Source organism: Streptococcus sp. HMSC063B03 (assembly GCF_001836965.1).
In the GTDB taxonomy this organism is placed as follows: domain Bacteria; phylum Bacillota; class Bacilli; order Lactobacillales; family Streptococcaceae; genus Streptococcus; species Streptococcus pneumoniae_F.
This window is the reverse complement of the sequence record NZ_KV831023.1, coordinates 39,740-65,673: the sequence shown is the minus strand read 5'-3', so window position 1 is coordinate 65,673 and position 25,934 is coordinate 39,740. Positions and strand designations below refer to the sequence as shown.

At 40.3% G+C, this 25,934-nt stretch carries 23 protein-coding genes and 1 pseudogene; 1 reads left to right on the top strand and 23 read right to left on the bottom strand.

What is annotated here, in order from left to right:
* From HMPREF2628_RS03955 to pbp2b, 10 genes and pseudogenes are all read right to left on the bottom strand, one after another.
* A pseudogene (locus HMPREF2628_RS03955) lies at nucleotides 1–227 on the bottom strand (thiol-disulfide isomerase); the annotation flags it as partial.
* Nucleotides 228–279: 52 nt separating this feature from the next.
* On the bottom strand, nucleotides 280–915 hold the full coding sequence (locus HMPREF2628_RS03950; RefSeq protein ID WP_070842397.1) for a hypothetical protein: 636 nt from the start codon (nucleotides 913–915) through the stop codon (nucleotides 280–282).
* Nucleotides 912–1,538 (bottom strand): hypothetical protein, encoded by a 627-nt coding sequence (locus HMPREF2628_RS03945; RefSeq protein WP_049552569.1) that lies wholly within the window; start codon nucleotides 1,536–1,538, stop codon nucleotides 912–914. The genes HMPREF2628_RS03950 and HMPREF2628_RS03945 overlap by 4 nt, the downstream gene beginning before the upstream one ends.
* A gap of 14 nt (nucleotides 1,539–1,552) precedes the next feature.
* On the bottom strand, nucleotides 1,553–2,506 hold the full coding sequence (locus HMPREF2628_RS03940; RefSeq protein ID WP_257375280.1) for a virulence protein: 954 nt from the start codon (nucleotides 2,504–2,506) through the stop codon (nucleotides 1,553–1,555).
* A gap of 144 nt (nucleotides 2,507–2,650) precedes the next feature.
* Nucleotides 2,651–3,157, bottom strand: coding sequence for a hypothetical protein (locus HMPREF2628_RS03935; protein ID WP_042750704.1), 507 nt, complete (start codon nucleotides 3,155–3,157; stop codon nucleotides 2,651–2,653).
* Nucleotides 3,154–4,782, bottom strand: a complete 1,629-nt coding sequence (locus tag HMPREF2628_RS10385) for a polymorphic toxin type 44 domain-containing protein (protein WP_083320511.1) — start codon at nucleotides 4,780–4,782, stop codon at nucleotides 3,154–3,156. Before HMPREF2628_RS10385 ends, HMPREF2628_RS03935 begins: the two co-directional genes overlap by 4 nt.
* Entirely contained in the window at nucleotides 4,773–5,129 is a 357-nt protein-coding gene (locus tag HMPREF2628_RS03925; protein ID WP_042750678.1) for a hypothetical protein, read from the bottom strand. The genes HMPREF2628_RS10385 and HMPREF2628_RS03925 overlap by 10 nt, the downstream gene beginning before the upstream one ends.
* A gap of 3 nt (nucleotides 5,130–5,132) precedes the next feature.
* Nucleotides 5,133–5,408: a type VII secretion protein gene (locus HMPREF2628_RS03920; protein ID WP_070842396.1), complete on the bottom strand. Its 276-nt coding sequence runs from the start codon at nucleotides 5,406–5,408 to the stop codon at nucleotides 5,133–5,135.
* Between the two features lie 316 nt (nucleotides 5,409–5,724).
* A complete protein-coding gene (gene recR, locus HMPREF2628_RS03915; protein WP_049487334.1) occupies nucleotides 5,725–6,321 on the bottom strand; it encodes a recombination mediator RecR in 597 nt (198 codons plus the stop codon).
* A 10-nt stretch (nucleotides 6,322–6,331) separates the two neighbouring features.
* Complete coding sequence (gene pbp2b, locus HMPREF2628_RS03910) at nucleotides 6,332–8,389, bottom strand: penicillin-binding protein PBP2B (protein ID WP_083320510.1); 2,058 nt, start codon at nucleotides 8,387–8,389, stop codon at nucleotides 6,332–6,334.
* A 189-nt stretch (nucleotides 8,390–8,578) separates the two neighbouring features.
* Between pbp2b and HMPREF2628_RS03905 the strand changes: the two genes are divergently transcribed.
* A complete protein-coding gene (locus tag HMPREF2628_RS03905) occupies nucleotides 8,579–9,430 on the top strand; it encodes a MurR/RpiR family transcriptional regulator (RefSeq protein ID WP_070842394.1) in 852 nt (283 codons plus the stop codon).
* Nucleotides 9,431–9,539: 109 nt separating this feature from the next.
* On the opposite strand, the gene HMPREF2628_RS03900 is transcribed toward HMPREF2628_RS03905, so the two are convergent.
* From HMPREF2628_RS03900 to acpS, 13 genes are all read right to left on the bottom strand, one after another.
* A complete protein-coding gene (locus HMPREF2628_RS03900; protein ID WP_070842393.1) occupies nucleotides 9,540–10,436 on the bottom strand; it encodes an ROK family protein in 897 nt (298 codons plus the stop codon).
* Between the two features lie 17 nt (nucleotides 10,437–10,453).
* Nucleotides 10,454–11,371 (bottom strand): dihydrodipicolinate synthase family protein, encoded by a 918-nt coding sequence (locus tag HMPREF2628_RS03895; protein WP_070842392.1) that lies wholly within the window; start codon nucleotides 11,369–11,371, stop codon nucleotides 10,454–10,456.
* A gap of 171 nt (nucleotides 11,372–11,542) precedes the next feature.
* Nucleotides 11,543–12,187 (bottom strand): YesL family protein, encoded by a 645-nt coding sequence (locus tag HMPREF2628_RS03890; protein ID WP_024057141.1) that lies wholly within the window; start codon nucleotides 12,185–12,187, stop codon nucleotides 11,543–11,545.
* Between the two features lie 19 nt (nucleotides 12,188–12,206).
* Nucleotides 12,207–12,659, bottom strand: a complete 453-nt coding sequence (locus tag HMPREF2628_RS03885; protein ID WP_000575448.1) for a NanQ anomerase/TabA/YiaL family protein — start codon at nucleotides 12,657–12,659, stop codon at nucleotides 12,207–12,209.
* 170 nt (nucleotides 12,660–12,829) lie between these two features.
* Nucleotides 12,830–13,669, bottom strand: coding sequence for a carbohydrate ABC transporter permease (locus HMPREF2628_RS03880; RefSeq protein ID WP_001192119.1), 840 nt, complete (start codon nucleotides 13,667–13,669; stop codon nucleotides 12,830–12,832).
* Between the two features lie 15 nt (nucleotides 13,670–13,684).
* Nucleotides 13,685–14,551: a carbohydrate ABC transporter permease gene (locus HMPREF2628_RS03875; protein WP_161683542.1), complete on the bottom strand. Its 867-nt coding sequence runs from the start codon at nucleotides 14,549–14,551 to the stop codon at nucleotides 13,685–13,687.
* A 221-nt stretch (nucleotides 14,552–14,772) separates the two neighbouring features.
* On the bottom strand, nucleotides 14,773–16,101 hold the full coding sequence (locus tag HMPREF2628_RS03870; protein ID WP_070842391.1) for an ABC transporter substrate-binding protein: 1,329 nt from the start codon (nucleotides 16,099–16,101) through the stop codon (nucleotides 14,773–14,775).
* 114 nt (nucleotides 16,102–16,215) lie between these two features.
* Nucleotides 16,216–16,914: an N-acetylmannosamine-6-phosphate 2-epimerase gene (locus HMPREF2628_RS03865; protein ID WP_049487328.1), complete on the bottom strand. Its 699-nt coding sequence runs from the start codon at nucleotides 16,912–16,914 to the stop codon at nucleotides 16,216–16,218.
* Nucleotides 16,915–17,168: 254 nt separating this feature from the next.
* Nucleotides 17,169–20,690 carry an SIALI-17 repeat-containing surface protein gene (locus HMPREF2628_RS03860; RefSeq protein WP_070842390.1) on the bottom strand — a complete coding sequence of 1,174 codons (3,522 nt, stop codon included), beginning with the start codon at nucleotides 20,688–20,690 and terminating at the stop codon, nucleotides 17,169–17,171.
* 329 nt (nucleotides 20,691–21,019) lie between these two features.
* Nucleotides 21,020–22,000, bottom strand: a complete 981-nt coding sequence (locus HMPREF2628_RS03855) for an acetylxylan esterase (RefSeq protein ID WP_070842389.1) — start codon at nucleotides 21,998–22,000, stop codon at nucleotides 21,020–21,022.
* A 426-nt stretch (nucleotides 22,001–22,426) separates the two neighbouring features.
* Nucleotides 22,427–24,442: an ATP-dependent DNA helicase RecG gene (gene recG / locus HMPREF2628_RS03850; RefSeq protein WP_070842388.1), complete on the bottom strand. Its 2,016-nt coding sequence runs from the start codon at nucleotides 24,440–24,442 to the stop codon at nucleotides 22,427–22,429.
* A gap of 18 nt (nucleotides 24,443–24,460) precedes the next feature.
* A complete protein-coding gene (gene alr, locus HMPREF2628_RS03845) occupies nucleotides 24,461–25,564 on the bottom strand; it encodes an alanine racemase (RefSeq protein ID WP_070842387.1) in 1,104 nt (367 codons plus the stop codon).
* Nucleotides 25,554–25,916 carry a holo-ACP synthase gene (acpS, locus tag HMPREF2628_RS03840; protein ID WP_070526833.1) on the bottom strand — a complete coding sequence of 121 codons (363 nt, stop codon included), beginning with the start codon at nucleotides 25,914–25,916 and terminating at the stop codon, nucleotides 25,554–25,556. Before acpS ends, alr begins: the two co-directional genes overlap by 11 nt.
* Nucleotides 25,917–25,934 lie beyond the last annotated feature (18 nt).

Below are 25,934 nucleotides of genomic sequence, written 5' to 3'. Positions count from 1 at the left end.
CGAATAGCTCCATCGGGAGGAACGACATAGCCTGCTTTACGGATGTCAGACGCATATTTTCCTGATGCCGTCAAACGATGTAGAACTTCAATTCTCTCATTTTTCTCAAAGGCTTCTTTTAAAACACTAGATTGTTGGAAATGATTGTAAGTAAAATATAAAGGAATCGCTAACAGAAACAAAAACAATACAATCAACAATTTAAACTGTTTTAATTTATCTAGCATTAGTCTTCCCCCTATTCAACACTCTCTTTCAAATAAGTGTTATTGTAAATTATCACTCGTCTTCCTCATCGTCATCCAACTCCACTTCTCCATGAATTCGGATGTACTCTTCGCGCTTCCTATCCAATTCTTCCCAGATGGGATCGTCAATAGCGTCAATCGTTTGAATTTCTTCCAAACTCATTTCATTTGCCTCCTCAAAGGTTAGAGATAAGATATCTTGGTGCTTTTCCTTGAATTCCTCGATTGTTAACCATGTTTTCTTGTCATCTTCGCTAATTTGTCCGTTAAAGATTGTAGCAATCTCAATGGCCATGATATAGAAAGCTCTTTTATCAAGAGTGAGCAGTTCAAGATGAGTAGAAGCAAGACGCAAACAGTCTCCATTTTCTCGAAAATCTGTTACATAAGCATCTTCATAATCTAAATTTAGTTCTTCATCAATTTGTGAAAAAAAGCGATATTTTATCCCTTCTTGTATCGGAACATACAACCAACGTTCATCATAATCCTGTTTATCTAGTTTTAGATGAATTGCTATATCATTCCTATCTCTGATTTGAAGAAAACCAGAATAGGAGAGTGGGATGCCTTCTCCTTGATAACTTTCAAACCACATTCTCTTCGCTAGTTCTAAATAATCAAATGGAATTTCTTTGGTGTAATCACCTTTGATATATAGTCTCACTCGTCGTCCTCATCGTCATAAACACGTTCGCCATAGATTTTGATATATTCTTCACGAAGGCGCTCTTCTTCATCCCACAAAGGTTCCTCTACAGGTTTCAAACTTTTCAGTTCCTCCACGCTGATATCGGTTGCTTGCTCGTAACTTAGTGATAAGACATCCTTGTGCAACTCCTTAAAAGTCTCTACATCCATCCAGGTTTGCTTGTCATCCTCGCTAATTTTTCCATCAATTGCACCAGCCACCTCGATTGCCATGATATACATAGCACGTTTATCAACCGTTAAAATATCCGTATGTGTTGTAGCAATCCTAAGGTTTTCTCCACGTTCTCTCCCATCAGTAATAAAATCATTTTCAAATTCCAATTGAATGTTTTCATCAGAAAACGAATTCCAAGGATTGCTCTTGTCGTATGGTATATGATTCCATCGTTTATCCTTAAATCGCCATTTATCAAATTGAACTCCAAAAAAGAAATCATCTTGTAGCATCCCATCATCTCCTACGTTTGAGTATGTAATTGGGTGACCGTGCCATTCCTTAAACCACATTTTCCAAACAAGCTCTCTTGTCGTAAAGTATATTTTTTTCTTAAAATCGCTTTTGATATATAGTCTCATGTTCTCTCCTAATTTCAGTAATTATTTTGAAAAGTTTTCCAAATTCTATCTACAATTTCATTTTTGACACTCTCATTAAGATTTTTCAGTCTCCTTGTTTTGTTTACCCAATTCATTACTGAATTTCTATCCGATATTTTTCCTATATCAATATGCTCGTTAATAGAATAGCCTGACTTCCCACTTCCAGATTGAACCTGGAAAACTCCATCACCATTAGAACCACTAGTTGGCTCCCAATCTACACGAAGCTTCACTTTTCTATTTCCTACTCGGGCTTCAATTAGTTTACCACCCTTGCCAGAAATGGTCTTACTCGTTGGTCTATTTGCCTGCCAGCTGTCGTAGTTGCTAGAATAATTAACCTGAATTTCGCCATTTTGTAAGGCCGTCTTTGTGATAGCTGATAGGCTAGTTACTGCTCCACTAGCTATCAGTACATTTCCATATTGTACCCCTGTTACTGATGCTGCCGTACCAGCTACGATACTTGTCCCTGCTGTTGACGGACCAGCCATGATACTCAAAACTTCGAGGGCGCCACTCGCAAAGTAAACTCCCAATCCAGAGAATATTTGAGCTACTCCACTCCAAAATTCGGCTGAATTTGCTTCAAAGTTTTGTGCTTTTAGTTCATCAAACTTTTTGTTAACCAAATGAGTATAGTCCGCATCGTATTTCCCATTTTTTGAAACGACATAACCTTGTTCAAATGGATAAATGTCAATGATATTCCCTGTTTCATCAATCTTAAGAGTGTGATTGTAGGCGTCGATTATTTTATCCCATTCGGACTTGTCGTGGCCTTTTAGACGCTTCTTTAATTCGGCACGATAGTAGGCATCTCCATCGTCCGTTAGCATCATATCTCTAGAAGCTTTATTGATGGCACGAGTTTCTGAGTCTTGAAAATCTCTTTTAGCATGCGAAACAATCTTCACATCCTTCATCTTCTGTACCCAGCTCATGTCCAGACCGTCCGCATAGTAGTTGCCATCGCTAAGGTAGTGTAAAATTGGTAACTTAAGTCTTACAAAGAAAGGAAGACAAGGATAAAGCTATCAAAGTAAAAAAATAATCATTTTTTCTTCATTTTACTTTTCTAGTTTCCGCTATTCACCTGTCACCTGCGCTTCAAATCTAATGTCTCTGTCTGAAATATTCGTTATTTTTATTTGTTTTGAGTTTGGAATCTCAAATTCCCAAGATTCTTTAGATTGAAGAACTACACCTTTTTCTGATAAATATATACTATTATTTGTATCGTTTTCTTTTATTTTTGTTGGGATATTACTTGACGATGAGTAGATTTCGCTAATTTCTTGCTTCAAAACATCATAGTTAGTCCCTAAAAGGCTTCCTTCTCCCTTCTGCCACCATGAGGTTTTCCCAGATAATTCTAATTCCCCACCAGAAATCTTAGATATATATAATTTTGGGGAGAATTCTTTTTGTTTTGATGTCGGAACTTTTAAAACTATAGAATCACCTGGTTTCAAGGTATAACTCGCATTTTTGAAGTACAAATAAATACAACATATAAATATTATTGTTACAACAACAACCGCTCCTGAACATCCTAGATTCCATTTATTAAGTTGTTTTCTCTTGTTAATCACTTATTATTCTCCTCGTATGAATCTATACCATCTTGGATTGCAGAAGCGTCTCCTTCATTATCTCCAAAATTCCCATTTGATTTATTTTTGAAAAATTTAACACCATCTTTATCTGAAGCCAATTGAGCTAAACCTGCATAATTTTTGATCTGCTCATCTTCCATTCCTAAATATCCTTTTGCTACATATCCAAAAAGATAGTTCCCTAAATAATCATCTCTTAAGTTACCTTCCCACTTACGTGACCAAAGTGAAAATTCAAGTTCATCATTATAATTTCTACTCTTTAAGTCTAAAGGTTTTCCAGTATTTACCAAATTTACAAAATCAGTAAGGTCAATACCAACCTGTGTCAAATCTGCTGAATTTATCATTATATCATCTCCAGGACTTTTCCATACTTTTCTACCTTCGTTAATTAGATAGTTTCTTTGTTTCATGTCTCCTTCATGAATAGATAAAATATCATTAGCTAGATTATTAGATACTTCCTTTATATCCATCCCTGATTTTTTTAATTCAACATTAAGATTATCCTCAATAGTATCTTTAATCTTGCTATCAACATCCTTCCAATCTTTATCTTTTGTTAACTCCTTTCTCTTCCTCCAGTATTCTTCAAAAGCTTCTTGATTATTATAAAATAGATAATCTTCATAAGTTTTCACAATTAGTTCAGCTTTTTTATTCAAATTTCCATTACTATTTTTAATTTTCTCAACTTTTTCCTTAAGTTTCTCTGGATTAGCTCTATTGGTAGCCTCCGATTTCAATTTTTCTGTTACAAGTTGAGGAAATTGTATTTGAGGATGGTGATGTACATAAGATTCTAAAATTTGAAACTCCTTATCGCTAAGTTCTTTTCCATTCTCCAACTTATCTAAGATTTTTTGGTATTCTTTATGCAAATCCTTAGCTTCCTTAGAAAAATCATATTTTGCACTCTCAATCTTCACATCCTTCATCTTCTGTACCCAGCTCATGTCCAGACCGTCCGCATAGTAGTTTCCATCGCTATTGACAATGATTTTACTCAGTTGCGTGGCTCCTTTGATGGCTAAGCTAAGGACTTCTAGGCTATCACTGAAATACTGGGAAACCTGTGAGACAAAAAATTCTAGTTTTTCAATCTTATTATCCAAATCCTGAATACCCGACTCGATTTGAAACTTGGTATTGTAGAGGATGGTCTTCTCAGAGAAGGCTTTCCCCCAATTGAGACTAAAGAGGTCTTTGATTTGATTTAGCCAGTTCTCCCTCTCTTGAATCTGAGCTTCTACGATAGCTAACTGCTCTTCTCTCAGCTTTTTTAATTCCTTAAGCTGGTCTAGGTCCAAATCACCATATCCAGAGACCTGAGCATCCGCATCTTTGTAGGAGCTCAACTCTAGTTGGATATCATCTATCGCTGCTTGGAGCTTTTTGATGCTGGGGATGATAATCTCTATAAAGAGACCTTTACCAGCTGTGTAGGCTGCTCCTGTCAACTCACCTGAGTCTAAAGAGGAAATCAGGTGGTCACATCCGCTGGATAAACGGTCTGTGACTTCATTTGCGACTCGGAGGTTGTTCGTCATGGCCTGAATCAATTCTTGGGATTCTTGTGCGCTGTATTTTACTCCCATGGTAGCCGATTCCTTTCCGCTATCAGTTCTTCTCTGGCTTCATCGAAAGAGCGACAAGCCTTTTTAGTTTGTTTTTCCAACGTATCCAGTTCCTCCTCTACATAAGAGTTGACCTGTCGCTGAATGGTTCTATTATCACTTTCGATTTGCTCTATTAGCTGACGAGAACTGGGTGAGAGAGACAATAGATTTATCATGCGATGGTGAATGCTCTGAATATCCGAGTAAAAGTTTGTCAACTGCTGTTCATATTGCTTTTTAGTTGCTCGGAGTCTGTCTTCCTTATCTTCTATTTTAACAATCTTACGCCAAATTTCTGTGCGCTTTTCTTCATTTCTATCTGCCATTCCTTAGTGACTCCATCTCTTAGCTTGCTCTATATCACGTTTTTCAATCCTATGAGCAATTTCTGGAAACTTATTTGCTTGGATCAAAACAGCTGAACTAAAATCACTGACCGCCTGAAGCATTTGATTGCAGGTCTGACATCCTGCTTCCATTCCAGTGATTCCAGATGTATATGAAAATTCCACCTGCTGATTTTGCTTGTCGCTCGTTTCATACCCGACCAACTCATTAATAGCCGCCTCTGCTGCTATCGTGCTAGATTTTATCTTTCCACCCATACTTCCAACTCCCCTTATTAATTATATATTGACCATATCATAACATAAAAATAGTACGATTTCAAAATAAATTATAACGAACTAAAGGGCAATCTTATCCTTAAAAAAACTTGATCCTTCAGTAAAATATATTGATAGAGATGCTACTAGGAATTTTGAAAATCCGTTTTCTGATACCTTATAATTTGTGTTTACTGGGAAGTATTCTTATTATCAAGATTTGTCCTTCTCTCATTATAAAACGAAAAAGACAAACCCTAGAAAAATTCCTAGGGCTTGTCTTATACGTCAAAATGAGCTAAATTTTTACTGACTTTTACAACTCTGTCCGATTTTCAATAGCTCGTAAGAGTGTGACTTCGTCCGCATACTCGATATCTGCTCCCACAGCGAGGCCACGTGCTAGGCGCGTAACCTTGATCCCAGCTGGTTTGAGCAAACGTGAAAGATACATGGAAGTTGCTTCTCCATCTGCTGTGGCATTGGTTGCTACGATTACCTCTGAAACTTCACTCTCCATAAGACGAGTCATAAGGCTCTTGAGATTGATATCATCTGGACTGATACCATTCATGGGAGAAATGAGTCCATGTAAGACATGATAGAGCCCATGGTATTCTTGGATATTCTCCATAGCCGCCACATCTCGACTGTCCTCGAGAACTAAAATCGTTGTCTGGTCACGACTTGGATCCGTACAGATAGAGCAAGGATCGTCATCAGTCAAACGACCACAAATAGAACAATAGGTCAGCTCTCTCTTAGCAGAAAGGAGATTTTTAGCAAATTCATTGACATCGTCATCAGACATTCCAATAGTATAAAAGGCCAGACGGGTAGCCGTCTTAATCCCGATACCTGGTAACTTAGAATAACTATCAATTAGCTTGGCAATAGGTGTTGGATAAAGCATATATTCCTTTCTAATTCATTGGATGATGTTGGTTATAGAGGTTGATAATATCGCGCGCAATGGAAGGTCCGACACCATTTGTAAGATTGGTGTTATGCGGAAAGACAACAGCTACAGCGATTTGAGGATTGTCTGATGGGGCATAGGCCACGGCATTGGTGTTGTTAGCTTCTTGACCTCCCGCAACATAACTTTCGGCAGTACCTGTTTTCCCACTAATGGATACAGCTGCACCATTGGAAAAGGCACGACCTGTCGTCAGAGCACTCCCACCATGTGAAACTTGATAAAATCCTTGTTGGAGGATGGAAACATCAGACTCAGAAATATTAATTTTATTCATTTCCTTGGTTTCAACAGATTGGATTAAGTTCCCTAAGCCACCTTGTTCGTTGTTTCCATAAATCCCCTCGACAATGTGAGGTGCAATCCGAACACCGTTGTTGGCAATGGTTCCAACATACTGGGCCAATTGCATTGGGGTGTAGTTATCAAACTGACCAAATGCATTGGTAATGTAATTAGCAAAATTATACTCTTTTGGTATAAAACCAGTTGACTCATCTGGAAGGTCAATGCCTGTTGAGGCTCCAAGACCATATTCAGCAAATGTCGAACGAAGTTTCCCCATAGCGGATTCTAAATTGTTAGTTAAAACAAACATATTGGGTTGATAGGTTTGACCCATAATGCCCAAAGCCGTTTGAACCATATAGGCATTAGAAGAATACTCCAAGGCTTCCACAGCTGTAATCGGGAATGAACCGTAGGCCTGAGTGTACCAAGAATTAATCGGAGCTGAACCTTGGAAGACAATCGGTTGGTCTGTCAAGGTCTGATTCCCTGATAAGACTCCATTCTCCCAACCAGAGCTGATAGTTGCGGCTTTGACAACCGAACCTGGGACAAAGACATTGGTCACCGTTCCCAAGGAATCAGGTGTTAAATCTCCCGTTTTCAAGTCATGTTTTAGCCCTGACATAGACAAAACTGCACCTGTTTTTGGGTTCAAAGCAACTGCATAAACACCTTCAGAATATCTGGCTCCTCCATTTCCTAACTCAGAATTGAAATAACTCTTAAGCAGATTGTCCACGCTATCTTGGAAGGCCAAATCGATGGTCAGTTTAATATTGTTTCCTTTAGTACCATCTTCGATATTTTCGACACTCTCCATGTTACCATACTTGTCTAGATGGATTTCTTTTACCGAGCGTTTTCCTTGCAAGGTTTCTTCATATTGTTTTTCTAGATAAGAGGTTCCAACACGGTCGTTTAGAGAATAACCCTTTTTAATATAAGCATCAGCTTCTTCAGCTGGGAGACCAGCTTTTTCACCGGATACACTTCCCACTATAGAAGAGAGCGAAGTCTCTAGAACCTTTCGATCCCACGCGGTTGAAATACTGATGCCAGGTAAATTCTTAGAAGCCGAAGCAATCAAGGCAATCTGTGTATCTGTCAAGGAATCTGTCGCAATGGCTCCTGTCTCAAAGTTTCCAACAGCATTTAACTGGCTAAAAAGATAGATTTCTTTCTTATCATCCTCTGTATAGTTTAATTGACTCGTTTGGACACTATCGACCGCATTGTTATAGAGTTCTGATTCGGATAGACGATTGCCATCTGAATCAAGACGTTTCTCACGTGGTAAGCTTTCCACTACTTTCTTATAGACATCTTGATCTGCTAGATAATAGTCCGCCAACTGTCGGTCAGTCAATGTTGGAGAAGTAACTCCTACATAGGCTAACAGCTTCTTGGCTGTTTCTTTTAAATCTGCAGCCGTCATTTTGTTGTTTCGAGTAAAGGAAACAACTTGTTTCACAGTATTTTCAACTAAGGGCTTGCCACTGGCATCATAAATTTCACCTCGAGCTGAACTAGTAGTCACCTTTGTTTTACTAGCCGATGCTAGTTTTGTCTCATAAAAATCCTTGTTCAAAACCTGCATATAAAGCAGGCGACCAATAATGGTCATAAAGAGTAAAATGATGATTGAAAACAATAAATTAAGCCGAATCGGAATCGAATGGCTGTTAAATTTCCTCATACAAATCAGTCTCATTTCTATTTAAAATCTTACTCTTCATTGTACCATAATTTAAGAAGAAATTTTGGAAAAGAAGGGAGCTTTTCCCATTTTACAGGAAAATACGATTTTATTTATCCATCCCTACATTATATGATATAATAAATGTAAAAGTTCGATAACTCAGTCTTTTTCCAATATGACTCATTTAAAGGAGCCTTCCCTATGGACAAACCAGATATAGCAACCCTCATTGATTCTCACTTCGAAGAAATGACAGACCTAGAGCAAGAAATCGCTCGCTATTTTTTGCAAGCTGAAACCATTGCAGATGATTTATCTTCTCAGCAGGTCACTCAAAAATTACATATCTCTCAAGCTGCTCTGACCCGCTTTTCTAAAAAATGTGGTTTTACAGGCTATCGAGAATTTATTTTCCAATACCTGCACCAAGCAAAGAAACAGGACACTCATTCTCACAAACATAGTCCTTTAACCAACCGAGTTCTTCGAAGCTACAGTAATATGCGAGAACAAACACAGGGCTTGATTGACGAAGAACAACTGGAACGAATCGCCCAGTTAATCGAAGATGCTGATCGTGTCTACTTCTTCGGAACAGGGAGTTCTGGCCTCGTCGCTCGTGAAATGAAATTGCGCTTTATGCGTCTAGGTGTGGTCTGCGAGGCTTTGACCGATCAAGATGGTTTTGCTTGGACAACCAGTATTATGGATGAGAATTGTCTCGTACTCGGTTTCTCACTTTCTGGCTCAACTCCTTCTATTTTAGATAGTCTATTAGACGCGAAAGAGATGGGGGCACAGACTGTACTTTTTACAAGTGTTCCCAATAAAGATAGTCAGGCCTATACAGAGACTGTTCTTGTAGCCACACACAGCCAGCCATCCTACATCCAACGAATATCCGCTCAACTTCCTATGCTCTTCTTTATCGATTTGATTTATGCCTACTTTTTGGAAATCAATCGTGAAAGCAAGGAGAAAATTTTTAACAGCTATTGGGAAAATAAAAAACTTAATGGCTATCGTAGACAAAAACGTGTAAGAAAATCCTAGTTTGGTCTAGCCAAACTAGGATTGTTTTGTCTTGATACTCTTCGAAAATCAAATTCAAACCACGTCAGCTTCGCCTTGTCGTACTCAAGTACTGCCTACGGCTAACTTCCTAGTTTGCTCTTTGATTTTCATTGAGTATAAAATGATAATATGCACCCAACATACCTGCTGTATTTTGATGATGGGCAAATTCTAATCGTGTTTTTTCAGCTAGACTTGGTACCAAAGCTTCCTTCAAGGCTGTGCGGATCTTGGGTTTGAGGATAGCCTCTTGTCCCATGATACCGCCACCGAGAATGACCACTTCTGGATTAGCCACATAGCAAATGTTTGCCAGACCTTTTCCTAGATAGTCTACCATGCGGTCAATACCAGCCATACAAATCTTGTTTCCTTCAGTGGCTTCCTTAAAGATGCGTCGTCCATTCCACTGATCAACATCTTCTCCATGTGCTTCAGCTACATATTTCACTAAAGCTGTGGTAGAAGCCAAATCTTGGAACGCTCCATCCTGCATATGCATATAACCAACTTCACAGGCTGAATTGCTAAATCCATGGAAGACTTTCCCATCCATAATCAAACAACCACCGATACCGGTTCCAATAGTCAAGCAAAGGGTGACACTCGCTCCCTTGCCTGAACCAGATACCGCCTCAGCCAGACCTGCACAGTTGACATCATTTTCAATCTCACAAGGAATCGCAAAGCTAGTCTCAATTTCCTTCTTAAACTGAGTTCCTGCATAATTAGGGATTTGAGGGCCTGCATAGAAAATCTCACCCTTATCTGGATCCACCATTCCCGCAGAAGAAATAGCAACACCTGCTACTGGGCCTTTTTCTTGATAGCTGGCAACGATATCTTTTGTCTTTTGTAAGATATGGGGACCACCCTTATGCGCCTCAGTTGGCATTTCATGGGATTCAACAAGTTGGCCTTCTTGGTCGATCAAACCATATTTGATGTTGGTTCCACCGATATCAATTGCAACGTAGTGTGTCATAAATATCTCCTTATGGATTAGAGGAAGCGCTCCTTGGTTTCACGAATCAATTGAGCAGCTGCTTCTACAACTGGACGATCTTCTTCAGTTACTGGTGTCAATGGTGAACGAACTGAACCAATGTTCAAACCTTCATTGATCTTCAAAACTTCTTTGATGACACAGTACATATTTCCATGTGCAGCAGTCAATTTACCAATGATTGCGTTGATAGCATACTGCAATTCACGCGCTGTTTCCAAGTCTTTATCAGCAATCAACTGATTGAGTTTCAAGAAGAGTTCTGGCATGGCACCATATGTACCACCAATACCAGCTTTAGCACCCATAAGACGACCACCTAAGAACTGCTCATCTGGACCGTTAAAGACGATATGGTCTTCCCCACCAAGGCTTACAAAGGTTTGGATATCTTGAACTGGCATAGAAGAGTTCTTGACACCGATAACACGTGGATTTTTCAACATTTCTGTGTAAAGGCTTGGAGTCAAAGCAACACCTGCTAACTGAGGAATATTATAAATTACGTAGTCTGTGTTTGGAGCTGCAGAGCTGATATCGTTCCAATATTTAGCAACTGAGTATTCTGGCAAGCGGAAATAAATCGGCGGAATCGTTGCAATGGCATCTACTCCTAAGCTTTCAGCATGACGAGCAAGTTCCATACTGTCTTTGGTATTGTTGCAAGCAACGTGAGCAATGATGGTCAGTTTACCTTTGGCAACTGCCATGACTTCTTCCAAAATCAACTTGCGGTCTTCAACGCTTTGGTAGATACATTCACCAGAAGAACCATTGACATAGAGACCTTGAACACCTTTATCAATGAAGTATTGCACCAAGGCACGTGTGCGCTCTGGACTTACTTCTCCTTGATCATCATAACATGCGTAGAAGGCTGGAATGACACCTTCGTATTTTTTTAAATCTGACATAGATTTTCTCCTAAGATTTCTTTTTTCTGCTAAAAGCAGGATTTATTCTTTACGTTTTTAGTATACACCTTGCAAAAAACGCTTTCAATATCTGGTGTACACTTAGATTTTAGTTTCGATATATATTTTGAAACGTTTAAGGCTCGAAAGTAGTTTCAGAAACAAGCCATCCTATTGGTATTTTGTGAAAATTTTCTCCATCAATCCAGTCTGGATAAAGACTAAGAGTCCAAATCCAAAAAGCAGGAAGGCTGAGCCACCTAAAAGTAAACTGAAGGCGGACAGATAAAGAACCATCACAATGAGAAAGAGAATAGCTAACATGAGGAAGAACCAAGGAAAGTTAAAACTTGCCAAGATAAGTCCTTTTTGTAAGACTTCTTTCCAAGTTAAATCATAGCGTGCAGCGATGGGATAGCTAGCCAACATCACGATAGTGAGGAAGATAAGAATACCTAGACAAATAGCTTTCACCATTTGGAAAGGCATAGCTGTCTGACCCCAAAAGAGATAAAGATCTAGAAGGCTTAATGAAACAATGCCCAACTCAAGTAGACCTAACTGAAGACCTAGCTTCAGATTTTGCTTGAAAGCTCTTAAATAGATTCTAAAGACAGGCACACGTCTGCTCTTCTTAATCTCAAACATAGTCTCGTAGAGGCTAATTTTAGCCACTCCAATCGTCACGATGGGCAAACAAGAGACGACAAAAAGAAGATTGGCTGTCACGATATCCAAGACCTTCTCACTAAAACGCATGAGAAAGTTATCTGTATCAAATGCTGCCTTGATAAGGCTTACTCCTTTTTGTGCCATATTTGCTCCTCCTGATTTTTTAATCAATCAAAATTTTAAAGAGATATTTGCGAACCTTCTCTTCCATACCTGCATAGCCATTTGGCTGGTGAGGTTCTCCTGGGAAGAAAATCGCAAAATTGTGATAACCCAACAAGAGTGGGTAATGTTCATGACAATGAACAAAGCCAATGTCACTTGCTTCGTCGAATGCTACTGCCTCGTCTTTGATACGTGAACCGTAGCTCGAATATTCATGTCCTTCTACCAGCAAATGCAAGTCTGCATAGTTCTTATGATGCTCAAATTGATCATTTTCAGCTTGATTGAGGACATTTTCCTGAACAACTAGAAAGACCTTGTCCCCGTCAATCTCATACTTACCTAATTCGAAAGAATCTTTACGATGCTGGTAGAGATAATCGATAGCCTTGTCTAGATTGGGATGAATCCCTTTGTAAAAGGTGATGTTTTTCAAATCATCAAAAATCATACTGTTTCCTTCGTTTCTGATAGTTAACTAAAATCATTCTTAAGTTGATAAGTGTCTAACAAAATATCTAAGGTAAGCAAATACCCAACATTTTGTAGACACTTATAACTCTGTATTCCCATAGTATGCCAAGACTACTTCCGCCATCTTGACACACCAGTTTACTTTTCTTAACCTTTGACAGCTCCCATAGTAATACCTTGAGTGAAGGATTTTTGGAAGACTAAGAAGACTGTTACGATTGGAACTGCTGCAAGAGCGGCACCTGCCATGATCAAACCATAGTTGGTTGCCATTTCAGCCTGCATAGTCGCGACACCGAGTGAGATGGTCAAGTTGTTACGTGAAGTCAACATAACCAACTGCATGAAGTAGTCGTTCCAAGTATTGATGAAGGTAAAGATTGCAAGGGCTGCAAATCCTGGTTTCACAATTGGAAAGGCTACGCTCCAGAAAGTACGAATCTCACCACAACCGTCAATTTTAGCTGATTCAAGCAATTCTGTAGGGATATTCTCACTGAATTGTTTCATGAGGAAGACCCCGAATGGCCATCCAATCAAAGGCAAGATAACTGCCCAAAGAGTGTCATGGATTCCCATGAAGTTGACGATACGTACCAATGGTACAAGGACAACTTGTTTTGGAAGTGCCATGGCTGCAATGAAGATTGCAAATAGAATGCGTTGCCCATAGAAACGTTTTTTAGCCAATACATAACCTGCTAAAGAAGAGGTCGCACAAACTAAGAACATGGTTACCAATGAGATAAACACAGAGTTCCACATCCACTGCATAGCAGGGTTTTGCACCATGAGTTGTTGGAAGTTTTCCATGGTTGGCATTTTAGGGAACCATTGTGGCGGAATCATAATGGTATCAGGCTGTGATTTGAAGGCACCTGTCAAAATCCAGTAGAACGGAAAGATGAACAGCACGGTCAACAAGAGCAAGATAATAGTTGAAATAACAGTGAAAGCTGTTAAAGGTTTCTTTTGTGTAGATTGCATAGCTGTCTCCTTTCTTTAATATTCTACGTCGTTTCCAAGTACTTTAAATTGAACAAAGCTTACGATAGCGATCATCACTGCCAAGAAGACGCCGATAGTGTTTGCATAACCGTATTCTGTCAATTGGAAGGCTTTTTCGTAAAGGTAGTACATAAGTGTACTTGTTGAGTAGTTTGGACCACCAGATGTCAACAACTGAATCAAGGCGAAACACTGGAATGAGTTGATTGTTGTAATGATTGCGATGTAAAGTGTTGTTGGAAGGAGGCTAGGCCATTTAATCTTCCAGAAAACTTGCAATTCAGTCGCACCGTCAACACGCGCTGCTTCAACCAATGAATTGTCAATATTACCCATAGCTGCGATATAAAGGATAATCGGCTGACCAACAGATGTAGTCAAAAGGATAATCATAATCGCCATCAAAGCCCAGTTTTTATCTCCCAACCAAGAAATGTTCTGGCTGATGATGTGACTTGACTTAAGGACAAAGTTTAAAATTCCTGATAGTGGGTCATAGATCCATTTCCAAACAACTGTTACGGCAACACTACCTGTTACAACAGGAAGGAAGAAGACGAAACGGTAGAAGGATCTGGCAATGGCATTTTGATGATATGTCTGAGATGCTACAAAGAGTGAGAATAGAACAACAACTGGTACAGATCCAATAACCAGAATCACGGTATTGATCAAAGACTTCATAAAGACAGGGTCTTTAAACATACGAATGTAGTTGTCCAAGCCTACAAACTCAAATTTAGTCATTGAGTAGTTAAAGAAACTTGTAATGAATCCCATAATCATAGGAGCCAAGACAAAGATGACAAAGAAGAATAATACTGGTGCTAGGAAAGCGTAGGAAATCACTGTTTCCCGCATACGAATTTTATTGACTTTCACAGTCGGCACCTCTCTTTCAAATAGAATAATTTTTTGACTTTCTTGAACTGTTTTAAAATCAAAATGAAATTTTTTAAGATTCGCTTATGTAAGAACTTCATTTTAATTTCGTGACAGTTCCTTACATTTCAAACAAAATCCTCCCTTTTCTTACATAGACTATGCACAGGGAAAAGGGAGGAGTCAATCTGATTTAGTGCTTATTGTTTTGTAGCTTTTTTAATTGTTTCGTTAGCTTTTTCAGTAAAGGCTTTCAAAGCATCCGCTGGTTTTTCGTCACCATTTGATACAGATTGCAACATTGGGAACCAAAGTGTTCTCATTTCAGCAAAACCATTGATAGTGTTGTAGTATGGTGAGTAGTATTTAGTCCAACCACTGATTGTTTCCATACGTTTGTCTTCATAAACTTTGCCAAATGATGTACGAACTGGGAAGGCACCTGTACGAACAACATCTTTTGGACCCCATTCTTTGTCATCCGCGATGAATTGAACGAATTTCTTAGATGCTGCAACTTTCTTGTCGTCTTTATTGTTGAATACTGCAAATCCGTTTACAAGGTATTCAAGAGCTGGTTTACCTGAATCTGATGGGAATGGTACTTCTACCACTTCTACTTTACTTGCTTCCAAGAGTTTAGCTTGGATACCGTTTTGAGATGGTGCCCAAAGGATTGTGTAAGATGTTTGACCGTTGGCAAAGTTTTGGATATCTGCTCCACCATCAAATTGTGAACCGTTGTTCAACAAACCGTCTTTAATCCAGCTAGCTGCTTTTTCAAGACCTTTGACAAATTTAGGATCATCAGTTGTATATTTTGTTACATCTTTATCTGTTACAGAACCGCCATAAAGGTTTGCAATGAAGGCACGTGTTCCTTGGTCTCCCCCTTGACCAGAACTGAACAATGAACCTGGTGTGTAGCCTTTATCTTTAAGTGCTTTCAAAACTTTTTCAAAATCATCAGTAGTCCAACCTTCTTTTACAAGGTTTGCAACTCCAGCTTCTTCCAACATTTTCTTATTCATAGCCATGTAGAATGGTGCTGAACTAATTGGATACATGTAAGCTTTGTCTCCAGCTTTACTTGCTTGTACGATATTTTCGTTGTTAACATCTTTGACGAATTCGTCTGTGAAGAGGTCGTTCAACTCAGCCAATTTACCGTTTTTACCGTATTGGATGATACGTCCTGGTGCGTCAAAAAGTACGTCTGGAGCTGTTCCTGCTTCAATAGCTGTTGTGATTTTTTCAGGACCTGACTTGAAGTCGATGGTTTCCAATTTCACTTTTACATCTGGATTTGCTTTTTCAAAAGCTTCGATGATTGATTTTTCATATGTTCCAACACCGTCACCAGTTTTTTCTTGAGTGAAGACTGGGAATGCCCACCAAGTGATTTCTGTTTTTCCGCTATCGCTACCAGATTTTCCAGCATCTTTACTTCCGCCAGAATTACCACATGCAGCAAGGCCAAGAACCGCAGCACCCACAAGTACTGTACAAGCTAGTTTTCTAAATTTCATTTGTATTCTCCTAATTGATAAGCGTATCCATATTGGATAATGAGTAAGATTGAACTTGTATACGTTTTCATTTCATCCGACGCATCCACCACTCTCCTCTTTTTTGAGATTGTGTTATTTAAGACCAGCAACGAAGCGTTCTGTAATCTCTTTTGGTCTAGTAATAGCGCCACCTACAACGATGCCTCGCACTCCATATCCCAGGATTTGTTTGGCTTGTTCTGGTGTATGAATTTTTCCTTCTGCAATGACATCCACGCCAGCATCACAGAGTTTTTTGATTAATTCAAAATCGGGACCATCCACTTTTGGACTGTAAGATGTGTATCCTGATAAAGTTGTTCCGACAAAGTCAATTCCTGCTTCAACAGCTGCCAATCCTTCTTCGAAAGTACTTGTATCAGCCATCAAGAGCTGGTTAGGATATTTCTCCTTAACCTGACGAATGAAGTCTTGAATCTCTAAACCATCATAGCGTTCACGCTTGGTACAATCCAGAGCAATTACCTCTATATCAAGTTCTGCCAATTCATCAACTTCTTTCATAGTAGCAGTGATGAAGGGTTCTTGTGGTGGATAATCTCGTTTAATTATCCCAATGATTGGAAGTTTTGTGACCTCCTTGATTTCCTTGATATCACGAACACTGTTTGCTCGGATACCGACTGCTCCACCTTGCTCAGCCGCTTTGACCAGCAAGGGAATGACTCCTCCCGCTTCTGTATAGAGCGGTTCGTGAGGAAGGGCCTGACAAGAAACGATGATTCCATCTTTGATTTGTGCAATCAAGGCCTCTTTAGTAATCTGTGGCATCCTCTTTCCTCCTTTTCTTTGTTCTTATGGGTTCATTATATATTATTTTTAAAGCGCTTTCAATACTTTGTGGTAGAATAGATTTCAGTTTCAAAAGTATTTTATAGAACAGCAGTTTCTGAAAGTAGTTTCAGCACTGTCTTATTTTCAATTCGCTCAGTATCTAAAATGATAAAAAGAGATAGCCATCTTTCAAATGGGCCATCTCTTTTATCATTAACGATGAGCTAAATTCATTTTATTCAAGACCTAGTCTAGTTTTCTTTTCGTTTCTTTCCTAATGTAAAGACGGATAAGAGACCTGCCACTAATCCTATAGAAATAAGGGTTGTGTTTTCTTTGCTTCCAGTATTTGGAAGCTCATTTTGTTTAGCCGCTGGTGCTTGATAAGTAGCACCTTGTCCAAGAGATAACTTCTTAGCTGGACGTTCGTTTGCAGCTGCTAAGACTGGTTTGGTTTCTCCCTTGTACTCTGGCACTTCATGGATTGCTGCCTCAGCTCCATTGACACCTCCTTTATACTCAGGAAGAGCATTTGAAGCTGCCAAGACAAAGTTAGCACCACCTCTATATTCCGGAACCTCATTTGAAGCTGCTAGAACTGAATTTACGCCCCCTTTGAATTCCGGTTTTTCTACTGTTGGTGCTGGTTCTTCTCCTACTGTTGCTAAGGGACCTGTGTATTCAGGAATTTCTGTTACAAGAGCTTCTACTCCATTCACTCCACCTGTAAACTCCGGTTTTTCTACTGTTGGTGCTGGTTCTTCTCCCACTGTTGCCAATGGACCTGTATATTCAGGAGCTTCTTCAGTTACTGCAGCCTCAACGCCATTAACTCCACCTGTAAATTCTGTTTTTTCTACTGTTGGTGCTGGTTCTTCTCCCACTATTGCCAATGGACCTGTATATTCAGGAGCTTCTTCAGTTACTGCAGCCTCAACGCCATTAACTCCACCTGTAAATTCTGGAACTTCATTTATCGCAGCTTCACTTCCATTTATACCATCGCTTAATTTAGATCCAGCTAAAGAGACTGGTAAATTGTGCATACTTTCAATTGCACCTTCTGCCAGACCTGTAATTCTTTGACCCATGTCCTCTGGATTCACTGTAAATAAGAGAGTTTTGGGATCGTACTGAGTCATGAAGGTTGCCGTTTTACCATTTGCCAACTGAAGGGTTGGAGCCTTATTTACCAATACTTCCGAATCAAACTCCATCGCAATAATACCTGGCCATTTTTGAATAGCATATTTTACTTTTGCTTCTTTAGGAGAAATTCTTTCCTTGGTCAAGAAATCCCAGTTGAATTTCTTGAAGGAAAGTGTATATGGAACACCCCCTGGAGCATGGTGCTCATATAAAAGTCCATATTCATCTGGTCCAATTTGTTGAAGAGAGTTATAAGCATATTCACCTTCCTGAATCAAATGATGGTGCAGCCAAGTTAACTGGCCATCTTCTTCAACACGAGCCACTCGAATATAACCATTTTTACGACCTGGACCGTTCGCATTCGCCAAGAGAATATACTCTTTACCATTTTGAACCGTATGAGTCGCGGCCATTTGAACATAAACATCTGGCACATCATAGCGATCAACGTTATTGTCCCAAGTTAGACCACCATCATGACTGGTCGCAACCTGTAGATCTTCAGTCAAACCACGCATAAAGAGTTTGAGGTCCCCATTGTTTAACTGAACAACAGAAGATTCCGTATTTTGAGCATAATAATTGCTCATGGTACTTGAATCGACTACTGTACCATCATAAAGTGTACGATGGTCGTTAACACCACCACCCATATGCCAAGTCTTACCATGGTCATCTGAGTAGATAATTCGAGATGATTGAGAACCATTGAGGTGGTTGGTACGGTTAGTCGTATAGACAGGAACGACGATTCGACCTTTATTTGGACCGGTACGAAGAGTTATCCCCACTCCAGGACCCACACCCAAGAATTTCATCCAATCAGCTTTGACCATTGGAGTAATATCTTGAGGTGCTGACCAAGTCTTACCATCATCATCACTGTAAGACATCCATAGATAAGAATCCTTGGCAACTCTAAATGGAGACGTTTTATTGCTTGTGAAATAAATATTTCCTAATAGTCGATCCCCTTGATATAAATCACCCTTATCACTATAAGATGGTTTCACCGGATCTACTACAACACGATAATCTGTTGGTTTCCCATCTGGGGTATAAACTGTGCCATTTTCACGTATTGTATAGGAGCCGTCTTCGCCTTCTTTATAGAGAATTTGATAAGTTTTGCCATCGATTTGTTTATAGGCTTCTTCTCTTTGATCAGCCATCCCAAAGATTCCTTTCCCTTCTGGGAACATATCATAGATAGAAAAAATTCGTTTTGTTTCAGGATCTTGAACCAAAACCATATCGATGTTCACTGGTGAACCGATTGATGGATCAGAAGCTTTTGGATTGTCTCGTAAATTTGTAATAGTTACTCGATTGCTCCATGTTTTACCCTTATCTTCACTTCGTCTGACGACCATGCCGATATCGCCCCAGTCACTTGAATGAAGACGACGCTCATCTGCACCAGCAATCAGAGTACCTTTATCTGTCTTAAGAAGTGCAGGAATACGATAACTCTTGATCCCATCTTTATTTGGTTGGTTATGCATTCCGCCTTCAAAAACATCTTCTTTCTCTGATATTTGCGCACCTTCAGGAAGTTTCTTTTCCAAATCACCTCTTTCAAACAGTTGACTCCGTGTTTGAACTTCATCTGGTGTTAAAGCACGATCATAGACAGTTAGGTTCCGAACTTGTAGATTGGATCCCCAAACAGTATTACTAGCACGCTTGGTGGCTCCGATTTGAGCATGTGTTACATCTGGCATATCTTTGATGAAATGACCAGATTTCAGACTTGTTCGAGATAATACCCCGTTCACGTAGAGGCGCACTCGACCATGAGGTAATTCTGCTGTCGGTTTTTCAACTGTGAAAGTTACTGAATTCCACTGGCCAGGACGTACTTGTAATGGAGCATCCGTATATTTATCATAAAATTGTGCTCCATTTGCATCACGTCCCTCAATTAAGGCTGTATTATTGAGAACAGCCATTGTGAAGTACTCATCTTTTTTCTTATCACTAGACACTGAGAATAGATTATAAAAATCTGGAGCTTTGGCATCTGGCTTGAATTCCATATGAATGGTCGCATTTTGAAGTTTCTTCAATGTATTTAACTCACTGGCTAGGTCTACACGCTGACCATTTTTCGCATTTGTTTCAACATCTTCTTTTTCCACTACTGGAGTTGCATTTGCGATGTCTCTAGCGTAATAATCTCGAGGAAGTACTCCCTCTTCTTCTTTATCTTGGTCCTTGTTACTTGCTTCTGTAGTTGCAGAATCTGTTTCTGGTTTATCAGCAGGAGCTGGTGTATTGTCAGCTGCAGGTGTATTTGTTGGAGTGGTTGTCTCTGCCTCAGTAGTCTCATTTTTCTTCAACTTATCCTGATCAACTTCCACACCATTGTCTTTTGCTGTTGCCAATTTTCCAGCTAATTCACTATCTAAATGAGCAAGACTTCCTGAAGAAGCTTCTTTTGGTAATTCTGATAAACCTTGATTATTATTTTCAGCTGCAGTTACAGTTGAGTTTCCTTGTTCATTTGCCAATACAGGGTTTACTCCAAACACCACAGCACCAATGGTTACAGAGGCTACACCCACTGCAAATTTACGAATACCATATCTTTGTTTTCTGTCATAATTCTTCTGATTCATCTTTCTACCTTTCAATATCACCAAAAAATAAAGCGCTTTCTTTTTGTTTTAAAATTTTTACTCCCGACCATAGGAAAACACAAGAAAGTAATTAATAAACGAGAGTTCCTCTCCTTCTCTCTTTCAAAATTTAGCTAGCTGTAATCCAAACAGTAGCTCTTTCACTCCTTTCCTAGAGACTTTTTCTTTATTATACAATAAAGTCATAGGTTTATCTCAAGCTTGTCATAGAATAGATTTTACTTTCAGAAATATTTTAATATTTTAATATTCTTAAAAGTACTTTCAACATTTATAACAAAAAAGAGAGCTACTGGCTCTCTCATTCATCACTTTATATACTTAAAAGAAATCTCACTACCACAGAGCCAGTTGTAAACTTGATCATTGACAAATACATTCATGGCTTCGTGGGCATACTCAGGCATGATACGATAGGCTTTATCGCAGGTCAAACGGTTGTAAATCGCAAACTGGGTAATAGGATAGCAAACATCGTCGTCCAAGCCCGTTATCATCTTAACCTCACCCTTGATACGATGGGCAAGATTTTTCACATCGATATAGGCAAGGGTCGCCATGATTTCCTCCTCAGTTTCATGGAAAGGGTCGTGAAACTTGAAATAACGAAAAAGTTCGTCGTAAGCCTCGCTAGTATTCCCAATCTCAAGCACTCGTCTAAAGTCTGACAAGAATGGATAGATGGCAACTGTTTTCTGAATTCTAGGACTGAGCGCTGCTGCAACTAGAGCTAGAGCACCTCCTTGTGAGGCACCATAGCTAGAAAGACGCTTCTCATCAACCTGAGACAGACTAGCAACAATTTCGATCAACTGGTAAATATCCAGATAAACATCCTTATAAAAGAGGTGATCCCGACCTTCCACAGCCCCACGGATGATATGTCCTTTAACTGTATTTCCTAGAGGAGAACGCAAACCGTCTTGCGAATAACCTGACTGCCCCCGCACATCCATGGAAACAACACCATAACCAGCCACAGTATAGGCCAGCATGTCAGCCCAGTCCCAGCCACGCCCCATATAACCATGGAAATGGAAGATTATCGGAACCTTCTCCTCACTCTTTGGAAGAACGACGCGTGCATAGACCTTGCCTTCCTTGCTTCCTTCAAAAGTGAGCTCATAGCACTTGACTTGAGAAATATGGAAATCTCTTTCCTCCAACTGGTAGGCTGGAAGAGTGGAAACTTTTTTCACTTCCTCATCCCAGAAAGCATCAAAGTCTTCTGGAACCTCATCCCGTCCTTTATAAGTCTTGATGTCTTCTAACAAAGCTGGATTTTTCATAGCATGCTCCTTCATTTTTGTAATCGCTACCACAACTGTAGCATATCTAGAAAAGCATTGCAAGAAAGAAGAGTAAATAGAAAGAGATTTTAGATTTTCTCCCTCAAACCTATCGACTGAAAGTAGTTTTAGAAATGAAAAAAGAGCATTTTCGCTCTTTCTTCTCCTATTCAGTCTTATTTTTTTGCTTCTTTCTTCTGGAAAGTGGTTTGATAATTTACTTTAATCCTTACTGTCATGTGAGAGTCCTCGTTTCTTTTTGATGACTCTAGTATAAAGGGCAAACCTGAAATCTAGCTTAATACTCTTCGAAAATCAAATTCAAACCACGTCAGCGTCGCCTTACCGTACTCAAGTACAGCCTGCGGCTAGCTTCCTAGTTTGCTCTTTGATTTTCATTGAGTATAAGATTTCCTTAGAGAAAGCTTAATCTAGATGTTCTTTCTTTTCCAAATGAAGGGCAATCATGCGCCACTCTGGATCCTCTTGCCAGCCTTCTATAGAACTAATGTAGCTAGCAACCTTTCTGGCTTCTTCTAAAATCGGAAAATCTTCGATAATATCAGCCACTTGAAATTCTGGAAGTCCTGACTGTCTGGTTCCAAAAATCTCACCAGAACCACGCATTTTCAAATCTTCCTCCGCAAGGACAAATCCATTGGTCGTTTCTGTCATGATGCGCATGCGGTCTTTCCCAGAATCCGTCTTAGGATTGGCAACGAGAACTGCATAAGACTGCTTATCTCCCCGACCCACACGACCTCTGAGCTGGTGAAGCTGGCTGAGACCGAAGCGATCGGCATCCATGATAATCATAACGGTCGCATTGGGAACATTGACCCCAACCTCGATAACCGTTGTCGAAACTAGAATAGCCGTTTTTTGCTCTTTGAACTCCTGCATAATCTGGTCTTTTTCGTCACTCTTCATCTTACCATGTAGAAGAGCCACTTCTGCCTTACCTGCAAAATGAGCCGTCAATTCTTCTGATAAGGCAATGGCATTTTTCAAATCCAGAGCTTCTGATTCTTCAATCAAGGGAGAGATGACATAGGCTTGTGAACCTTTTTGGATTTCCCCCTCTAACCAAGTCAAAACCTGAGGCAGTTGCTCATGCTTGATCCAGCGAGTCACAATAGGCTTCCGCCCTGCTGGCATCTGGTCAATAATGGAAACATCCATATCGCCAAAGGCTGTGATAGCCAAGGTTCGTGGAATGGGAGTCGCTGTCATCATGAGTACATCTGGATTGTCCCCTTTTTCTCTCAGAACACGCCGTTGCCCTACACCAAATCGGTGCTGCTCATCGATGATAATCAAGCCCAGACGAGCATAATCTACCCCATCCTGAATCAGAGCGTGAGTTCCGATAATCAAATCAGCCTCACCCTTGGTAATAGTCTCCAAGACTTCTCTCTTTTCTGCAGCTTTCAAGGAACCTGTCAAAAGAGCCAGTTTCAAGTCTGGGAAGAGACTCTGTAGACTCTCAAAATGTTGCTCTGCAAGGATTTCTGTTGGTACCATGAGGGCTGATTGGTAGCCAGCTGTCACCGCCGCAAACATGGCCAAGCCAGCGACCACCGTTTTTCCGCTCCCCACATCCCCTTGTAGGAGACGATTCATGTGGTGATCCGACTTCATGTCGGTCAAAATTTCCTGTAAACTCTTTTCTTGAGCTGGAGTCAAGGCAAAAGGTAGATTTTCTTTAACTGCTGTCACTTTTTCCTGAGACCAATTCAGGACCAGACCACTTCCCTGAACTCTATTTTCAGACTTGAGCATCTGCAATTGCATTTGGAAATAAAAGAGTTCCTCAAACTTGATACGGCGAAGGGCCTGCTTGTATTCTGCCAAATCCTTTGGAAAATGCATAGCTCGGACTGCCTGACAACGGGACATGAGTTTGTATTTGTCCAGCAAAGACTGGGGAAGATTTTCCTCAATCAAGAGATCCAGTCCCTGATCAAAAGCCATCTTGATGACCTTGACCAGACTGGCCTGACTGATTCCCTGAGCCAAGCGATAAACAGGCTGGAGGTCATCTTCCACCTGAGCCAGGACCTTCATCCCAGTCAAACTAGCCTTGGCACGGTCCCATTTTCCAAAGACGGCAAGGGTTGCTCCCAACTCTATCTTATCAGCTAGATAGGGCTGGTTAAAGAAATTCACCGCAAAAACGACTTCTCCTTGCTTGAGGCTAAAACGCAGACGATTGCGCTTGAAACCATAATACTGGACACTAGCAGGAGTCACGACCTGACCAGAAAGAACCGCCTTCTCACCGTCTTCTAGCTCCAGCACCTGCTTGGTTTTAAAGTCTTCATAACGGAAAGGAAAGTAGAGCAAGAGGTCTTGCAAGTTTTCAATTCCTAGTTTGGCGTATTTTTCTGCTGACTTTGGTCCCACACCAGGTAAGACATGCAAGGGTTGATGTAGATTCATGCTCCACTCCTTTCTTTTCTAATAATATTCTCTCGGAATGCGGTCGCTGAGGAGACAAACCACCTCATAGTTAATAGTGCCACGGTAGGTCGCTACCTGAGTAGCTGTGATTTCCTTGTCACCGTTGGAACCAATTAGTGTAACTTTTGTTCCCAGCGGATAAAGTTTAGGCAGACGAATGGTGATTTGGTCCATAGATACTCTCCCAACGATTGGGCAAGCTTGCCCATCTACCAAGACAGCGAAATTTTGCATATCTCGTGTCCAACCATCCGCATAGCCGATTGGCACGGTCGCGATGACTTGCTCGCTATCCGCCTGATAGGTAGCTCCGTAGCCCATACAAGCTCCAGCTGGAACTGTCTTGACATGGACCATAGCAGACTCCAAGGTCAAGGCCGGAATCAAGTCATAGGGTAGGTCCAAAACCTCTCCGCTAGGATTAAGACCATACATGGCATCTCCCATACGAACCGCGTTAAAAATAGTCTCTGCATGCCAAAGAGTCGTTGCAGAATTGCTGGCATGAACCAGCTCTGGAAGACCTTTCATACTGGCCAAAATAGTTTTAAACCGTTCTAACTGGGCATTAAAGTAGTCATCTGATTCCTCGTCTGCAGTAGCAAAGTGGGTAAAAATCCCTTCAACACCAGCACCATGTTGTCTGAGCAAGTCTTGAGCCTGATCAGCCTCACTAGCCTCTCTAAAACCAATCCGTCCCATGCCTGAGTCAATCTTGAGGTGGACTGTCAAACCTGATAGGTCTGCTTCCCTATCTAAGAGGGCTTGGATCCACTCCAGTCCAGCCACAGTCAAGGTGATGTCGTATTCTTTAGCAAGAGAAACAGCTTCGATTTCAGAAACTCCTAAAATGAGGATTTTCTTCCTGAGTCCAGCCTGTCTGAGTTCAATGGCTTCATCGATATTGGAAACGCAAAAGCCATCAACTTCATCCTGAATCGCCGTCGCAACAGCAACAGCCCCATGCCCATAAGCATTAGCCTTGACTACTGCAAATTTAAGCGTTCCTTGAGGTATATGAGCCCCCATTTGCTGAATATTTTGTCGAATAGCTCCCAGATGAATCAGAGCCTTGGTTGGTCTATGTGGACTAGCTTTCATGATTTTCCTCCAAAATGACACTGGCTGTCACAAACTGATCTGTATGGCTGATAGACAGCCAAATCTTTCCTGAAAATGGTGACTGACTAAAATAAGGCGCCCCGCGTTCATTATTCAAGACTTCCAAATCCTGAAAACCGAGCTTTCCAATACCCGTTCCCATGGCCTTGGAAAAGGCTTCTTTAGCCGACCAGCGACCAGCCAAATATTCGATTTGCCTGCGCCCTTTAAGACTGTTAAACCGTTCCATTTCATTAGCGGTCAGCACGCGCTTAGCAAATCCTTCATGTCGTGTAACTGCGCGTTCTATCGAAGCCAATTCTTCGATATCAATTCCGTGTCCAACTATCATTCTCATCAAAAGGAGTTG

Excerpts from the sequence above, each read along its gene's own strand:
- HMPREF2628_RS03945 (WP_049552569.1), bottom strand. The coding sequence starts at position 1,538 with ATGAGACTATATATCAAAAGCGATTTTAAGAAAAAAATATACTTTACG.
- HMPREF2628_RS03940 (WP_257375280.1), bottom strand. The coding sequence starts at position 2,506 with ATGAGCTGGGTACAGAAGATGAAGGATGTGAAGATTGTTTCGCATGCT.
- acpS (WP_070526833.1), bottom strand. The coding sequence starts at position 25,916 with ATGATAGTTGGACACGGAATTGATATCGAAGAATTGGCTTCGATAGAA.
- HMPREF2628_RS10385 (WP_083320511.1), bottom strand. The coding sequence starts at position 4,782 with ATGGGAGTAAAATACAGCGCACAAGAATCCCAAGAATTGATTCAGGCC.
- HMPREF2628_RS03870 (WP_070842391.1), bottom strand. The coding sequence starts at position 16,101 with ATGAAATTTAGAAAACTAGCTTGTACAGTACTTGTGGGTGCTGCGGTT.
- HMPREF2628_RS03905 (WP_070842394.1), top strand. The coding sequence starts at position 8,579 with ATGGACAAACCAGATATAGCAACCCTCATTGATTCTCACTTCGAAGAA.
- alr (WP_070842387.1), bottom strand. The coding sequence starts at position 25,564 with ATGAAAGCTAGTCCACATAGACCAACCAAGGCTCTGATTCATCTGGGA.
- HMPREF2628_RS03875 (WP_161683542.1), bottom strand. The coding sequence starts at position 14,551 with ATGCGGGAAACAGTGATTTCCTACGCTTTCCTAGCACCAGTATTATTC.
- HMPREF2628_RS03865 (WP_049487328.1), bottom strand. The coding sequence starts at position 16,914 with ATGCCACAGATTACTAAAGAGGCCTTGATTGCACAAATCAAAGATGGA.
- HMPREF2628_RS03890 (WP_024057141.1), bottom strand. The coding sequence starts at position 12,187 with ATGGCACAAAAAGGAGTAAGCCTTATCAAGGCAGCATTTGATACAGAT.
- HMPREF2628_RS03900 (WP_070842393.1), bottom strand. The coding sequence starts at position 10,436 with ATGACACACTACGTTGCAATTGATATCGGTGGAACCAACATCAAATAT.
- HMPREF2628_RS03880 (WP_001192119.1), bottom strand. The coding sequence starts at position 13,669 with ATGCAATCTACACAAAAGAAACCTTTAACAGCTTTCACTGTTATTTCA.
- recR (WP_049487334.1), bottom strand. The coding sequence starts at position 6,321 with ATGCTTTATCCAACACCTATTGCCAAGCTAATTGATAGTTATTCTAAG.
- HMPREF2628_RS03855 (WP_070842389.1), bottom strand. The coding sequence starts at position 22,000 with ATGAAAAATCCAGCTTTGTTAGAAGACATCAAGACTTATAAAGGACGG.
- pbp2b (WP_083320510.1), bottom strand. The coding sequence starts at position 8,389 with ATGAGACTGATTTGTATGAGGAAATTTAACAGCCATTCGATTCCGATT.
- HMPREF2628_RS03895 (WP_070842392.1), bottom strand. The coding sequence starts at position 11,371 with ATGTCAGATTTAAAAAAATACGAAGGTGTCATTCCAGCCTTCTACGCA.
- HMPREF2628_RS03925 (WP_042750678.1), bottom strand. The coding sequence starts at position 5,129 with ATGGCAGATAGAAATGAAGAAAAGCGCACAGAAATTTGGCGTAAGATT.
- HMPREF2628_RS03920 (WP_070842396.1), bottom strand. The coding sequence starts at position 5,408 with ATGGGTGGAAAGATAAAATCTAGCACGATAGCAGCAGAGGCGGCTATT.
- recG (WP_070842388.1), bottom strand. The coding sequence starts at position 24,442 with ATGAATCTACATCAACCCTTGCATGTCTTACCTGGTGTGGGACCAAAG.
- HMPREF2628_RS03885 (WP_000575448.1), bottom strand. The coding sequence starts at position 12,659 with ATGATTTTTGATGATTTGAAAAACATCACCTTTTACAAAGGGATTCAT.
- HMPREF2628_RS03860 (WP_070842390.1), bottom strand. The coding sequence starts at position 20,690 with ATGAATCAGAAGAATTATGACAGAAAACAAAGATATGGTATTCGTAAA.